This window comes from Paenibacillus sp. FSL K6-1558, from assembly GCF_038002565.1.
Taxonomy (GTDB): Bacteria; Bacillota; Bacilli; order Paenibacillales; family Paenibacillaceae; genus Paenibacillus; species Paenibacillus polysaccharolyticus.
This window is the reverse complement of record NZ_JBBOCV010000001.1, coordinates 4,242,828-4,257,888: the sequence shown is the minus strand read 5'-3', so window position 1 is coordinate 4,257,888 and position 15,061 is coordinate 4,242,828. Positions and strand designations below refer to the sequence as shown.

Genomic DNA, 15,061 nt, shown 5'->3' with positions numbered 1-15,061 from the left:
AATCGAATTCAGAATTAACAACAAGTCAACCAGGAAGAAGGTGAAACAGAATTATAATGGCACTCATGACTCACTGTGCAAAATACACCGCCGCTTTTCTTATCCTCGATTGCGGCCAACGCCCCTGTAACCACCATCAGTTCATCATCACTGATGTCCTCGATTGCTGCTAATGCTTCGAGATTGAATTGTTTCATTGAAAAAACCTCCATTCAATTTTTTGTATATGTATAGCTTAAATAAGCTAAACACCGGAGTTTATTCAAACAAAACATATATTTACATTAAATATAAAATATGTAATCTACTTCTGTCTTCACTCTATCACACTTTGCTAGATTTTGTAAATCCTTATTTTACCTTCTTTGGAACATCCCAAAAATCGACTAGATCTTACTTTAAATTATTAATTCTCTATATTACGTTGTTATACGCATGTGCTTGTAAAGAACCTGTCCTGAGACAGGCAACTCTCATACCGTTACAGGCAGTTCCAATACTGCGCGAAGCCCTCCTTGGCTGTTGCACTGGAGCAGAAGCTTCCCCCGATGGGCTTGAGCAATCCGTGATACCATTGGAAGTCCGAGACCATGCCCATGACGTGGAGGTCTTATGCGACCTGCCGTATAAGGAAGAACCAGCACATCAAGCAGATCTTCCTCGGGAATTCCCTTCCCATCATCGGAGACTATGAATTGTGCGTAACCACTTTGCACTTCACGCTTGATCATCAATTCGATTGCACACCCCTCTGGATTGTGTCTGATGCTGTTCTGCACCAGATTGGTTACCGCTCGATATAACAATCGTTCATCCCCTTGCACATACAGACTTTCGTCTTGAACATTCAACGATATCGGATAACGCTCGTCCAGACCATTATTTAAAAAATCAGATACTACTTGCCTTGCCAGAACAGGCAACCGAATGGATCTCATCTGTAGGGGCTGCATTTCATACTCTAGCATCGATACCAGATTCAAATCACTGACGAGCGATCGCAGACGCTCCCCCTGACGCCGGATAATGGATGCCTGTTGCTTTTGCTCGGTTGTTAGATCCGCTTGCTCCTCCAGTTCACTGGCATATCCCAAAATCATGGATAATGGCGTCCGTATATCATGCGATATCCCTGATATCCAGTTGGATCGTGCCTCATCCCTTGCCTTTAGCGCATCATTTTTCTCCTGTAACATATGGGAGGTCGAGTTAATGCTTTCAGACAAATCATTGAATATGCCCTTGGTTTCAACCTGCACCGACTCTCCTTTAGCAAGTGCATGAATGCCATCGATCAACGGGCGAATGCTTCGTATGACACGGGTTCCGATTAGCAATGAGATAAGTAGCGCAAGTGCCACATTGCATATCAATAACAGTACAATCCTGACCGGTAGAGACTTGAGCCAATCCGCCAAAAAATCGAACTGGTATTTTCCATACGTATTTTTGGGATACCCCAACACCAAAAGTCCATCTTCCCGTTCCCACACATATACCGGGTACTCTTTAAGATAGTATCGAGAAAATTTAGCAACATCGGTCACACTGTAAGTAAGAGGGATTTCTGCTGGAAGACGCTCACTCCACTGCACCCCACCCTCCTGATTCAAAAGCATCGCCCAGGCTTGATGTTCAGCGAGAATCTCCATCCCTTTACTTTGTAATGTGTACTCCCCCTGCTCGCTCTTGCTCAAACTGCCTGCGACCTGTTTGACAACAGCACTGGGGGAAGGTCCTTCGTGAATTTCCTTGAAGATCAATGAACCCAGCAATACGAGATTAAATAAAAGCAGTACAACAGATACAAGAATGGTAGAGCCGACAAATCTTCTTAGAATACGAACCAAACCATCCATTATCGAGTCTCCTGAGTCATCAGTTTATAACCAAGCCCACGGACGGTTAACAGAAACACTGGTTTAGACGGGTCCTCTTCGATTTTCTCCCGAATCCGCCGAACATGAACCATTAGGGTATTCTCATATCCGTAACTCTCATCTCCCCAAACGGCCTGACATAGTGCATCACTGGTTACAATCCGGTTCTGATTCTCATAAAGTTTGACCAGTATAGCGTGCTCCTTGGCTGTCAGTGGAAGTTCTGTTCCCTTCCCATGAACGACAGCGCTTTCCAAATCAATGGTTAATCCACCTAGACGAAATACAGGCAATCTTTCTATCGTATTGGAAGCGTATACCCTTTTCAAAATGCCCATGAGCCGAAGAATCAGCTCTCTTGGAAGAAAAGGTTTGACCATATAATCATCTGCTCCCAAACCTAAACCTAGTAAACGATCCTCATCCTCCCCTCGCGCTGACAAAAATAGCACAGGCATGTCCGAGAAGGAACGAATAGAAGACAACAAGGAGAATCCGTCTCCATCTGGCAACATGATATCCAGGATGGCTGCATCCGGCTTCTCTATTCTGCACATTGCCAGAGCATGGGCCACATTACCTGCGGTATAGACTCTGAAAAAGCCCTCCTTACGCAAAAAGCGTTCGATCATCTCACGGATTTCCGGTTCATCATCTACAATCAGTATTTTCTTGTTTTTCATTATGTCCATTCGTATCACCCTTTTCATTATACATCAGGACATGAATATAAGCCTATATTTTCCAATTCTATTTAAGGTAAATGTAAGGTTATCTTCAGCCAAGAGCAAGACGTCTGATCTATATTGAACTTAACAGAGATCACCGTGAAATGGAGATGAAATCAATGATAAACACTTCCCCCATTGTCGAAACGCATAATCTGTCCAAATCATACGGCGGTATGAATCGTGTGCATCAAGTGAATTTGTCGGTTGAGAAGGGGCAAATTTTTGGATTTCTAGGCCCGAACGGAGCAGGAAAAACGACCACGTTAAAAATGTTGCTAGGGTTGATCAAACCTAGTGAAGGTACGGTCAAGGTCTTTGGGAAAGACTTGACCACACATCGACCCGCCATTCTGAGCCAAACCGGTTCATTGATTGAATCCCCCTCGTATTATGGTCACTTGACCGGTCTTGAAAATATGAAGGTGATGCAGCGGTTGCGAAATGTACCAAGCAAAAATATCGATGAAGCCTTAAAAATTGTAAGACTGGAAAATCAGAAACATAAACAGGCCGATCAGTATTCACTCGGTATGAAACAACGGCTGGGCATTGCCATGGCTTTACTTGCTTTTCCCAACTTGCTTGTTCTGGATGAACCTACGAATGGGCTTGACCCTGCCGGTATCGGTGAAATCAGAGAATTGATCAAGTCCCTGCCTGGTCAATATGGCATCACCGTGCTGCTCTCCAGCCATTTGTTATCCGAGATCGAACAGATCGCAACCTCCGTGGGCATTATCAGTGATGGCAAATTGTTGTTTCAAGGTACCATGCAGAGTCTACAGGCTAACAATCAGGCCACGATCCGTTTTCAGACCCCCGAGCCGGCAAAAGCAGAAAAACTTCTACTAACTCATGGCTATATGCCACAAGTTCATGGAAATCAGCTCATATTGAAGTATCTTCGCGACGAAGAAGTATCGAAGCTGAATAAAGCGCTTGTGGAACAGAACATTCCGGTCACTCGCATTGAGGAACACAAAAAGAGTCTGGAAGACATTTTCCTTGATCTGACTGGAAAGGAGAGAAGCCTGTAATGAAAGCTCTATCTCTGGAGTATTACAAAATCCGGCGCAAAAAGATTTGGATCATGATTACCCTGTTCCTTGCTGCAGAGATGATCTGGGCTGCCATGTCCATGAGCATCTCGATCTCTCGAAGCGCGAGTAATGCCAGCTGGGAAGCACTCATTTTCAGCATCGCTTCGATGAATGGTCTGTTTCTGCCGATCATATCGGCGATTGTGGTGTCCCGCATCTGTGATATGGAGCATAAGGGGAACACTTGGAAGATGTTAATGACTACCAATACGGGGCGAAATCATGTCTACACCGCCAAATATATCTGTGCAAACAGTCTGATCCTGTATGGCATCATAGCACAGGCCATTTTTATCGTGGGCTTTGGTCTATCCAAAAACATTTCCGGTTCCATCCCACTCTCCCTGCTTGTGCAATTTGTTGTTGGGACGTTATTAACTACACTTGCCATTACAGCACTACAGCAATGGTTGTCGCTGACCGTCCGCAATCAGGCGTTTGCTTTGTGTCTGGGCATGCTGGGAGGATTCATTGGAACCACATCCGGTTTGTTCCCAGCCGCTATTCGTCACTTGTTTATCTGGTCTTATTATTTGGATTTGAACCCGGTCACTTACATTTACAGCGCCTCTTCAGGAACCTATGTATCTGGAATGTTGCCTGTCGGCCTATTGTTAGCGGCCCTGTGCATGACGATCATCTTCTATCTTGCTGGCAATTTTCATGCCTCGAGACAAGAAATCTAAGGAGGGAACTATATGCTGAGGAGTATCTCTGCCGAATGGCTTAAACTTCGGCGTTCCCGGATCGGTCTGGTACTGGCAATCCTGCCTATTATCAGCCTGCTTATCGGATGTTTTAACTTTTATTTTAACCAGGCCGCTTTACAAAATGGTTGGTTCAGCTTGTGGACACAGGTCAGTTTATTTTACGGGGAATTCTTCCTGCCTATTCTCATCGCCATCTGTTGTGCCTTTGTATGCCGTCTGGAGCATAGCAACCGCAACTGGAACATGGTTCTGGCTTCGCCGTTAAGTGTCACCAGTCTGTTTGTTGCCAAATTGGTCATTGTTGGCCTATTGATCTTTTTCGCCCAAGCCTTTTTCATGCTGATGTATTGGGCTGCGGGCAAGATGTTCAACATTCCGGGCGAGTTTCCAACGGAAATTCTGGTCTGGAGCCTACGAGGGTGGTTTGCTTCTCTTTCCATCGCTTCACTTCAACTTGGGTTATCCATTCGGATACGCAGCTTTGCTACACCTATTGGTATCAGCCTTTGTGCAGTTTTTTTTGGATTAGGCATGTATGTATTGAAGATTGGCATGTTATTCCCGTTTTCCCTGCTCACGATCGGTATGGGTGTGCTTAGTCAGAAAGGGCTGACTACCTCAGAGAATATGGTATTTTTATTTATGAACAGCTTGTTCATTCTTCTATTTGCCATCTGGTCGATTCGCTACCTAAAATATAAAGATATTGCAGCATCCTGAATTCCAATCTGTAAAGGAGTGCACTATGATGAAAAAATCACTCGGTATTCTCGCATTAGTGCTTGTGATTCTGACTTGCCTGTGGCTTATATTCATGGACCCGGCTAAACTGACACCTGATAATCCAGCAGGCAAAACAACCTATTATACGGTTGTGAATCAGACTGAAGTAAACAAGGATGAAAATGGACGATACAGCTACAAACTAGTCGGTTATACGGATGAGGGAAAATCCAAAACATTAAACTTTTCTACAGGAAAATCACTTAAAAGTGGTGCATATTTGAAGCTCTATGTAGCCGCAATACGTGGTGTAACGCACTGGGAAGAAGTGACGGCAGATGAATTGCCCGCTCAAGCCAAGCAACTAACCTCCAAATAATCCACCTCTCATCCCAAGCTAGCAACAAGATAACAAACCACATCATTACGATGACACTAAAAAAGAGCCTGCTCTACACACGAGCGGCTCTTCTTGCTGGCCAGCCAGATCGGCCCGGCCTTCCCTTTTATTCAAGTACCATCCGTAGCGCGGTCAGTAAGACCCCGATAATAAATCCGGTCACCGCACCGTTGATCCGAATCCATTGCAGATCCTGACCTACTTTATCTTCAATCAGCGAGATGAGTGAAGCATTATCCATTTTATCTACATTTTCGCGCACGAGATTCCCGATTTTGGAGTGATTTTTCTCCAGCAGTGTGGTGACACCTTCTACAATCTTGCCATTCATGCTTGTCATTAACGCATCATCTGCACGCAGATCAGCCAAAACCTTCTCTATTGCAGGTAGTGCATACGTATCCACATAACGACCATCCTCCATCGCCACTAGTGCTTTATCCCGCATCTCGATGAGCTTGTTCAGCACGGTTTCCTCAGCATTCCAGCCATCCAGCAGATTATTCTTCCACCCGTTAAGGCCATCCTGCACAGCTTCACTCACCGCAATACGCATGGCCTGTGTACGAAGCATATCCAGCACTTTGTAACGCAGCGCACTGCCTTCCCGTTTCATATCCTCTACCCGGTCAAAGAGATATCCTTGAATAATGCCGCCCAGACGGTCTTCATTCAAATAACCCATGAACGCATTCATCGCAAACTGCATGAGTCCATTCATCTGGATACCACTAATAGCTTTCATGCCACTTTCACCCAGGAACAGAATCGTTTCCGGTTTGACCAGCCACTCCTCTGCCTGTTTCAACGCATAATCCAGAGCCTGAGCATCATACCCTCGCTCAGTTACCTGTACAGCGGCCCGTTCGAGAATCGGCCCCAAGTCAAACGCTCCGGCCTGTGACTTGATCTCTTTGGCCACAATCGGAGCGATCTGCTCTAGCGGAAGCCCGGCCAAAATACGTTTGCACAACGTATCAATCATGGTTTTGATGCCGTCACTATGCAGCTCCCGGCCCAAAGTATCCAGCACAATCTCAGCTGCTTTGAAGCCAGCAATTTTCTCCGTAATGCTGTCCTTGTTGAGCAGATTATTCTCCACAGCGGAGACCAAACCTTCCGTCATCTTATCCCGGTTCTTCGGCAGTAACGCCGTATGGGGAATCGGAATACCTAGCGGATGACGGAATAACGCAGTTACTGCGAACCAGTCCGCAAGTCCACCCACGAGTCCTGCTTCAAACGAACCAACCAGCAGTTTACCTACCGGCACCCCCTGGAATGGCAATGATGCTGCGAAACCTGCTCCCATAATGACGAGAGACCAGGCTGCTGCCGTTTTGGTTTTTTTAGGTTTAGCCATGATTAATTTGCTCCTTTATTGTTAATCGCGCGAGCTCGACTTGTCATACGAGATCACTACGCTTGATTGACTTTGATTATGTAAAAGCATACGATTTCATGGTTTGGATAAGATTCCTCCTAAAGGTATCCCTCCAAGAATCATGATCAAGATCCACTATTCATGCTACACTTCCGTCGATTTTCGTATACCTCATCTTATCACCCACAAACGTCAAAACCAAACCTTCATTTTTGTGCCAATAAAATCGAAGAACCCCTCTATAGATATAGAAGGGTCGTGCAATACACTGAACATACTATCTTGTAGAGGCTCTTTGTTCGAACCATGCCAATGTCTCTAATATGGCCTCGTCATGTGAAGTTACATTCTTCTTAAATTTTCTTTCGTATTTTTCTGTATCGACAACAAACGGAGCTTCGTACAAATACAACATTTCTTTAAGTTCCCTCATATCAGAATTGAAGAGGGACATCACGTTCACAAAAAATTTAGGTGCTACTCGAAACTTCGGCTCCTGATTTTTCAATCTATAAATACGCGCGATTATTTCCCTGGTCGTCGTTGTCTCTGCACTCGGGATGTGCCATATCTGCCCATAAGAATCGTTGTCCTCTGCCAACTCCACAAGCCCCTTTGCAAAGTCTTTAATATATATATAGGTATGAGGCAAATCTATATTTCCTAACACCTCTGATGGCTTACCATCAAGGACAGCTCCAAAGACACGTTCTCCCAGAGCAGAATCCAACACTCCTGGACCGTAAAAGTCCGATGCTCTACCGATCACAGCTTTCACTTTTCCTTTGTTATGTGCATCCATTAATGTCTCTGCCATGTTTGCACGAGTCACGCCTTTACGTCCTGTAGCTCGATTGGGTAAGTCCTCAGATATTTTGGATTTCGTCTGTCCATACATGTACAAGTTATCTGCATATACAACTCTCGCATTCTCAGTTATAGCTGCATGTATCACTCCATCCATAATTGGTGGAAACTTCTCAGGCCATTCCTTATATGGAGCCTTGGCACAATGATAGATAACAGAAGCCCCCGAACAAGCCTTGCTGAACTCTAAATCATCAGTTGCATCCCCTCTAACTACTTCTACATTAGCCGATGAATCAATCTCGCCACTTCGGTTAACCATTCGCACTTTCTTGTTTCTTAATAATAACTGTTCCATGACTGCCATCCCTAATGGTCCTGTACCTACTACAACGTGCAATTCGCTCGTGTCCGTTATCAACAACTCCCTTTATCCATAATTATGTATAATCTACAAACTATATACACCAAACCGGACCCACTATAATTTCTTTATTAAGGAGCCAATATACCCATAATTACTTTTTGTTCATGTACTTTTCTATTTTCTTCTTCTCCCATTCAGCACCAAATATAGATCCACCACCCCAAATAGTAAACCCATGTGCGATCACTCCAATTCCCCATCCTAACAACGTATATATAAACCATATGTTATCCGGGTAGAAAATCAGATTGTATATAATCAATCCAGAATTCACAAGAATGTATACCACCAGATGAATATAAAAATCCTTAAGCGCTTTAACCCGTTTTAACGCCTGCTCATAATCTTCATTGTTTTTTTCCAAAGTTATACCTACCTTCTCAGATTTTTGGAAACACCGCTTACAGGCAAAACAAACTTCATTGAAGGCCTGAGCCTATTAAGTTACAAAAATAGCAAAAAGCCTTAACAAACCGATGTGATTTTGTAAATATATAGATTCCTATATAGGATATATATACTAAATTAACTATATCATAGTGTTTTAGAATCATAAACCATTATATTGTAAATAGTTACTATTGTTTAAATAAATAGATCATAAACACTAAATATGGTTTAAATCAAAATTATATAAATTTAATTATCTGATTTTGCGAAGGTTATATTCTTGAAAATTCGACCGATTACTAATATCGTAGTACTCTATATATAGGAAATTCACAGAAGAATCAGAGGAGGAATGACAGATCATGAAACACGTTCAGGACACAACCACACTCAACAATGGAGTCAAGATGCCATGGCTTGGCTTTGGCGTATTCAAAGTGAAAGACGGAGATGAGGTTGTAAGTGCCGTCAAAACAGCGATTGAAGCTGGGTACCGCAGCATCGATACCGCCAAAGTATATAATAACGAATCCGGTGTCGCTCAAGGCATTCGTGAATCTGGCATTGCTCGTGAAGATTTGTTTATCACAACCAAAGTATGGAACAGTGACCAAGGCTACGAGAGCACGCTTGCCGCTTTCGAAGAAAGCATGCAACGTCTGGAGCTTGAATATCTCGATCTCTACTTGATCCACTGGCCTGTCAAAGGCAAGTACAAAGATACATGGAGAGCACTGGAGAAACTCTATAAAGAAGGACGTGTTCGCGCCATCGGCGTGAGTAACTTTCAGACTCACCACTTGGAAGATCTCTTGATGGATGCCACCATCAAACCTGCGGTCAATCAGGTCGAGCTTCATCCGCTCCTGACTCAGAAGGAACTACGCGACTACTGCAGTACACATGAGATTCAGATTGAAGCCTGGTCTCCACTTGGACAAGGTAATCTGATGGAGCATCCTTTGCTCCAGGACATCGCTGCCAAATACGGCAAGAAACCGGCACAAGTCATATTGCGCTGGGATCTGCAAAACGGCATCGTGACCATCCCGAAATCGGTAACACCTGAGCGCATTCATGCCAATACCGAGCTATATGATTTCGAGTTAATAGCTGAGGAGATTGAACAGATTAACGGTCTGAACGAGAATAAGCGTTTCGGTTCCGATCCGGACAATTTTAATTTCTGACATATTGAATTGAACTACACCCGCCTTCGTTTCTGGAAGAGCGGGTGTTTTGATATGGTTCTGTGTAGGTTATAGTCACAGACTTCGTTGTGAAAAATGAAGGTATGGCCCCTTTGTAATAGAGATTACATATTTTTTTTGCAAGCCTTAAAACTATTTTGCCTCCTTATCAGTCTAACGGGTATCAAACAACTCAAGCACTCTACACCAATCCGGGCCTGGAATACACGAGGACTTGAATATTATTTAGGTTGATCAGGGGGGAACAAGATTGATTAGACTGAACAGCAGAAAAACAAAGGAAGAACAGTTCAGCGAAAAAATAACAACGATCCAAAACAAATTATACAGACTGGCATACTGCTATGTGAAAAATGAACAAGAAGCATTGGACATCGTATCCGAAGCCACATACAAAGGTTATATTGCTTATGGCAAAATGGATTCCATGACCTATTTTGATTCCTGGATGTCACGGATTGTAATCAATACATCGATCGACCATATTCGTCGCAGCCAGCGCGTAACTTATATGGAGGATCATGTGCAAGAGTTCGCAGCTCCAGAGCGAGGAGCCTCCATAGAAGAAAAGATGGATCTGTACGATGCGCTCGATCGCCTCGTGCCTGAAGATAGAGCCTATATCATATTGAAGTTTTTCGATAATATGCGTTTTCGAGAAATCGCTGAAGTGCTCTCCCTATCTGAGAATACCGTCAAGTCAAAATTTTATCGGATCATCAATAAATTAAAATTGGATTTAGTTGAAGGAGAGGTTGGAGATCTATGACAAGTAAAGAACGTTATGAAAACATTGAAATCCCGGCTCAACTTACAGAGGTTATTCGTCAAGCCCAGCGAAAAGCGGCTGCTCGCAAAAAATCATCTCGTCTCATTCGCTATGCTTCTGCTCTGGCAGCATGTGCAGCTTTTCTGTTCATCGTCAACATTCCTACAGTTGCAAATGCTATGGTCAAAATACCTGTGGTCGGAACGATTGTTCAAGTATTACAATTCGGCGATGGCGGTAAGATTACCGATGGAGTAACCGTGGGTTCGGACGCAACGCAAAATACGCTTAAAATTCATTTTAGTACCGATGACCAGGATCAGACGAATGACGCACCTTATTATAATGTAGTACACAAGTCAGCACCCAATCGTATCCTCTTTACATTCAGCGGTGCACGTTACATGGATATGGAGAAAGTAAAAAACGACTTCATGACTCAACCTTTAGTAAAAGATGTCTATGGTTCCATGATTCTAGACGACTCCTCCGTCGGATTCGTTGTTGTTTTAAAAGAAGGCGTACAGTATTCCGTCACGGAATTCAAGAACCCTGGATATTTGGAAGTGAAGCTGACTTCTGACGGCAAACCAGTCACACCTCGAAAGATGTTCTCACTCCGTACAGAATCAATGCCTTTTGGCGAGTCCATGGGTATATTAAAAGAATCTTATCCGGATGAGGATATCTCCTTCCTTAAAACGTCTACGGATGAGTTCACGGCTGTTATCGGTGAGTATTCTACCGCGGAAGAAGCTGAACTCAAGCTTAAGGAACTCGCTAAGCTACCGGAGTATAATGGAGAGTTTTATGTAGACAGCTGGATGAGTAATGAAAATCCGAAGTGAGCAGTATTCTCCATCGGACATGCAAAGCATTCACAATGAACATCAAGGAGATATGAGAAATGTAAGAGCAAGAAAGAAGAGCACTCAAAAAAACCGATTCAGATGCTGAAGCATATCTGAATCGGTTTTTTAAATTTAAAGTTTTAAATATAAGCTTATCCTTTGGATACCAGCTTGAAGTCATCAAAGTGAAAACCTGGCGCTACGACGCAAGTGACCAGAACCGGCTCATCGCCCAATGGTCGTGCCGTCTGCCATACACCTGCAGGCACAAGTACCTGCGGAGATTGTCCTGCCTCGATATCCATGCCGAGAATCAGCACTTCCTCATTCTCCGGGTTTTCGCCGTTGCCACCCAATTTCAATTCAATTGGACTGCCGCTGTGCCATAACCACAGCTCATCCGAAAGCACCGTGTGCCACTCGGAGATCTCATGAGCATGAAGCAAGAAATACGTTGAACTTGCTGAGAAGCGTGGACCAGAGTAAGCGTCCGGTAATACGGATTGAGGGATTTGATAAGATGCTTTCCAAACTTCCTTATACCAACCACCTTCAACGTGAGGCTGCATATCCAGCGCAGCTACGAGCGGTGATAATTCATGTGCTGTCATAACTTGTTTCCTTCCTTCCAATTCATTTTCGGGGATACTCCCAAACTGGGGCATGACCTCGCTCTCCTTACTCTAAAACAACATGTCCGTTTTGTCACCTTTATAACGGGCATTCTTCCATTCGTCCACCTTCTCCACAATATCCCCCCGTCCCTGATGAATGATATCTATCTTCACAAAAAGCAATCTCACTCTATATGATAGCGTTTACAAAATTATCTACTTTCCGTTATGATATGAGTATCAACGCCAAGCTGAAGTGGAGAGGAGTTGCCTAATGAGTCTCATTGAGGATCGAATCGGACCCAAGTATCGGATTGGTGATTATGCCTTTACCATAGAATATATGCGAAGACATGACGGGAGTGCGATGCCGCAACCTCATGCTCATCCCTTTTACGAATTATATTACCTGCTCGAAGGTGAACGGGTATACTCCATGAATGGACAGATTTTGCCTGCGCAAAAAGGTGACTTGGTTCTCATCAACCCGCATGATGTACACACCACCTCCAAAGGCAACAAACCTGGCTTCGAACGGATTCTCATTGGTTTTTCGCCTGCTTTTGCCACGGGCATGGAGCTAGGCATATGTGGCCTGCTGCCATTCAAATGCTCCAGCCTCCTCCGCCTTCCCGAGTCAGATCAACCAGAGATCGAGCGCATCCTGTGGCAGATGCTTCAGGAATGCAAAGAACGACGCCCTCATTATGAGATCGCCGTACGTAGTCTGCTGGCTCAACTTCTGATTCTTGTCCATCGGGCACAGGAGGTTATTCGGGAATCCAATCCAGGCTCGCTACATCCGATGCAGGACAAGATCAGCGAGATTGTAACCTATGTCAATAAACACTACACCGAACCGCTCACTTTGGAAGATGCTGCAGCCCGTTTTTATATCAGCCCTTCTTATCTCAGCCGAATGTTCAGCAGGCTTACCGGATTTCGCTTCAGCGAATATTTGCGTATCGTTCGAGTTCGAGAGGCACAGCGAAGATTACTTTCAACACAAGAGCGGGTTCAATTTATCGCAGAGAAGGTCGGATTTGAGCATACTGCTCATTTTAACAAAACCTTTAAACAGATCACAGGCACAACGCCGCTGCGTTATCGCAAAGAGCATCGATGAATGTGACATGTTGTCCTGACCTATTCTTCCTATACAAAATCAATTGGGCAGCCGTGTTCCAGCTCCAGCATGTGCTCTTCTCCATCTCAGGAGAAGTTCAGGCGATGACTGGACTGCATACATGGCTGCCCTATTACACTTCTAATAGGCACGAAAAAATCACACCGTTTATCTACGAATGATAACTCCATTTCGGACTTCCGGACTTACCGATATCTGCCGTCCTTCCGTATCTGCATCCGTTTCCCGACATACGATCCCCGCAGATTCAAGTCCAGTGACTTTCAATAGCTTCCCATCCGCACCCACACCTTTAATGTCCTCCAGTGTAGCGCCTTTGCAGTTATGAAGATGAATAAGCGGACCTTCGGTGATCTGTGCCTGAAGCCCTGTAATCTGTAAATGTTTTGCCTGAGCACACTGAATGCCAGTACGAGCTTCCACGCTGTAACGTTCGATACTTACGCTGTCCAGAGGCATCTCCGGTAGACCGCTAACAAATAATGCCGTATCGGCTCCCGCGCAGACCACATCCGAGATGCGAATATCGCGGAACACCGGCGTTTCTTCGCTGACCTCTTTTGCAAGGTCCCCACCGCGGGCAGACCCCTCCATATTGGCATAGAAAAAGGAAAACGAAATAGCTTCCATAATGATATCCTTCATATAAATGCGCTCAATCTGAATATCCTCAACGATCCCCCCGCGTCCGCGTGCGCTCTTGAAACGCAGACCAATATCCGTGCCGATAAACGTACAATCCGTTACCCGGACATGCCTTACACCGCCGGACATTTCACTGCCGATCACAAAGCCGCCATGACCATGATACACCGTGCAATCCCGAATCGTAACGTACTCCGATGGTAGCCCGAGTTCACGCCCCTCGGCATCTTTTCCTGATTTCATACAGATTGCATCGTCACCAACATCAAATATACTCCGCTCTACCAGAACATGACGACATGATTCAATATCCAGCCCGTCTCCATTCTGGGAGAACCACGGGTTTCGCACATTCACTTTACGAATCGTCACATGCTCACATGCCCAGGGATGCAGGTTCCAGGCCGGTGAGTTCTGGAAAGTAGGCCCTTCCAGCAGAACCCGTTTGCATTGGCGCAAGCTAACCATGTTCGGCCGCAAGAAATCCCGGATCTCTTGATGCGCGGCAAGATCACGTACTTTTTCCAGGTAGAGTTTCTCGGCAATGGCACCGCCATCCATCGCAGATTGGGAAGGCCACCAGATCTGTTCATCCGTCGTTTCTGACGTTTCCACAACACCACCAGAGGCAAGCAGTCGCTTCCACTGGCCAGCCGTCATTTTGGAACGTTTCACCGGACGCCAGGCTTCACCGCCGCCATCCCAGATGCCTTCACCCGTAATCGCAATATCTTCGAGCCCGTCTGCATCAATTGGAGATTGACAACGTACAACCTGCCAACCCTCGAAGCTTGATGCAATAAGAGGATACTTGTTGAAATCCTGACTGAAGGTTACCAGTGCGCCGGCTTGCACATTCAGTTCAATTCGGCTACGCAGCACGATCGGTCCAGTGAGCCACACGCCGGCAGGAATGATGATCCTGCCTCCACCTGCGTCTGCACATGCCGCAATAACCAACCGAAAGACCTCTGTATTATCTGTAATACCGTCTCCAACGGCACCATACTCGGTAATATGAAAATCATTTTTAGGAATCTCGGGCAAATCCACTTCGTATGCTTGAAGTTCAGTTGCACTGCCTGACCCTGCAGATAATGGGGAGCGATATATATTCATGGTATGAAATCATCCTCTCTACTCGGTTCTCTCGTTTCATCATATCAACGGCACAGTAGTGACGGGTTAAGCTTTTTTGCCATGTACAGAGTGAACTTGATGTTATTTGTTATTTATATTTGTTAGCCCGTCTATAAAAACAAGACACTATTT

Annotated in this window: 16 protein-coding genes; 8 read left to right on the top strand and 8 right to left on the bottom strand. The window is 44.8% G+C overall.

The features are described from left to right. Nucleotides 1-14 precede the first annotated feature (14 nt). From MHI38_RS18520 to MHI38_RS18510, 3 genes are all read right to left on the bottom strand, one after another. Entirely contained in the window at nt 15-197 is a 183-nt protein-coding gene (locus tag MHI38_RS18520; protein WP_161556976.1) for a type A2 lanthipeptide, read from the bottom strand. A 276-nt stretch (nt 198-473) separates the two neighbouring features. Beyond that, complete coding sequence (locus MHI38_RS18515; protein WP_154891458.1) at nt 474-1,859, bottom strand: sensor histidine kinase; 1,386 nt, start codon at nt 1,857-1,859, stop codon at nt 474-476. Further along, a complete protein-coding gene (locus MHI38_RS18510) occupies nt 1,859-2,572 on the bottom strand; it encodes a response regulator transcription factor (RefSeq protein ID WP_154891459.1) in 714 nt (237 codons plus the stop codon). The genes MHI38_RS18515 and MHI38_RS18510 overlap by 1 nt, the downstream gene beginning before the upstream one ends. 158 nt (nt 2,573-2,730) lie before the next feature. Between MHI38_RS18510 and MHI38_RS18505 the strand changes: the two genes are divergently transcribed. Genes MHI38_RS18505 through MHI38_RS18490 form a run of 4 tightly spaced genes read left to right on the top strand, consistent with a single transcriptional unit; the run spans nt 2,731 to nt 5,523 of the window. Beyond that, nucleotides 2,731-3,648, top strand: coding sequence for an ABC transporter ATP-binding protein (locus tag MHI38_RS18505; protein ID WP_154891480.1), 918 nt, complete (start codon nt 2,731-2,733; stop codon nt 3,646-3,648). Continuing rightward, nucleotides 3,648-4,397: an ABC transporter permease gene (locus MHI38_RS18500; protein WP_090918850.1), complete on the top strand. Its 750-nt coding sequence runs from the start codon at nt 3,648-3,650 to the stop codon at nt 4,395-4,397. The genes MHI38_RS18505 and MHI38_RS18500 overlap by 1 nt, the downstream gene beginning before the upstream one ends. 12 nt (nt 4,398-4,409) lie before the next feature. Then, nucleotides 4,410-5,141, top strand: coding sequence for an ABC transporter permease (locus MHI38_RS18495; protein ID WP_154891461.1), 732 nt, complete (start codon nt 4,410-4,412; stop codon nt 5,139-5,141). A 28-nt stretch (nt 5,142-5,169) separates the two neighbouring features. After that, nucleotides 5,170-5,523 carry a YxeA family protein gene (locus MHI38_RS18490; protein WP_154891481.1) on the top strand — a complete coding sequence of 118 codons (354 nt, stop codon included), beginning with the start codon at nt 5,170-5,172 and terminating at the stop codon, nt 5,521-5,523. Nucleotides 5,524-5,650: 127 nt separating this feature from the next. Here the strand turns inward: MHI38_RS18490 and MHI38_RS18485 are convergent, their stop codons facing one another. The 3 genes from MHI38_RS18485 to MHI38_RS18475 all read right to left on the bottom strand — a co-directional run bounded on the left by MHI38_RS18485 (nt 5,651) and on the right by MHI38_RS18475 (nt 8,532). Next, nucleotides 5,651-6,907 (bottom strand): DUF445 domain-containing protein, encoded by a 1,257-nt coding sequence (locus tag MHI38_RS18485; RefSeq protein WP_154984949.1) that lies wholly within the window; start codon nt 6,905-6,907, stop codon nt 5,651-5,653. Between the two features lie 298 nt (nt 6,908-7,205). Next, entirely contained in the window at nt 7,206-8,135 is a 930-nt protein-coding gene (locus MHI38_RS18480) for an SDR family oxidoreductase (RefSeq protein ID WP_261764649.1), read from the bottom strand. Nucleotides 8,136-8,253: 118 nt separating this feature from the next. Continuing rightward, nucleotides 8,254-8,532 (bottom strand): 2TM domain-containing protein, encoded by a 279-nt coding sequence (locus MHI38_RS18475; RefSeq protein WP_154891464.1) that lies wholly within the window; start codon nt 8,530-8,532, stop codon nt 8,254-8,256. 382 nt (nt 8,533-8,914) lie between these two features. Here MHI38_RS18475 and MHI38_RS18470 point away from each other — a divergent pair, with 382 nt between their 5' ends. The 3 genes from MHI38_RS18470 (at nt 8,915) to MHI38_RS18460 (ending at nt 11,380) form a co-directional block, all read left to right on the top strand. Further along, nucleotides 8,915-9,742: an aldo/keto reductase gene (locus tag MHI38_RS18470; protein ID WP_154891465.1), complete on the top strand. Its 828-nt coding sequence runs from the start codon at nt 8,915-8,917 to the stop codon at nt 9,740-9,742. Nucleotides 9,743-10,013: 271 nt separating this feature from the next. Next, entirely contained in the window at nt 10,014-10,532 is a 519-nt protein-coding gene (locus tag MHI38_RS18465) for a sigma-70 family RNA polymerase sigma factor (protein WP_154891466.1), read from the top strand. Continuing rightward, on the top strand, nt 10,529-11,380 hold the full coding sequence (locus MHI38_RS18460) for a hypothetical protein (protein ID WP_154891467.1): 852 nt from the start codon (nt 10,529-10,531) through the stop codon (nt 11,378-11,380). The genes MHI38_RS18465 and MHI38_RS18460 overlap by 4 nt, the downstream gene beginning before the upstream one ends. Before the next feature lie 155 nt (nt 11,381-11,535). On the opposite strand, the gene MHI38_RS18455 is transcribed toward MHI38_RS18460, so the two are convergent. Then, the gene (locus MHI38_RS18455; RefSeq protein WP_090919039.1) at nt 11,536-11,994 is read right to left on the bottom strand and encodes a cupin domain-containing protein; all 459 of its coding nucleotides are present in this window, start codon (nt 11,992-11,994) and stop codon (nt 11,536-11,538) included. Between the two features lie 277 nt (nt 11,995-12,271). Here MHI38_RS18455 and MHI38_RS18450 point away from each other — a divergent pair, with 277 nt between their 5' ends. Continuing rightward, entirely contained in the window at nt 12,272-13,123 is an 852-nt protein-coding gene (locus MHI38_RS18450; protein ID WP_154891468.1) for a helix-turn-helix domain-containing protein, read from the top strand. A 168-nt stretch (nt 13,124-13,291) separates the two neighbouring features. Here MHI38_RS18450 and MHI38_RS18445 read toward each other — a convergent pair whose 3' ends face one another. After that, nucleotides 13,292-14,908 carry a glycosyl hydrolase family 28 protein gene (locus MHI38_RS18445; protein WP_154891469.1) on the bottom strand — a complete coding sequence of 539 codons (1,617 nt, stop codon included), beginning with the start codon at nt 14,906-14,908 and terminating at the stop codon, nt 13,292-13,294. Nucleotides 14,909-15,061 lie beyond the last annotated feature (153 nt).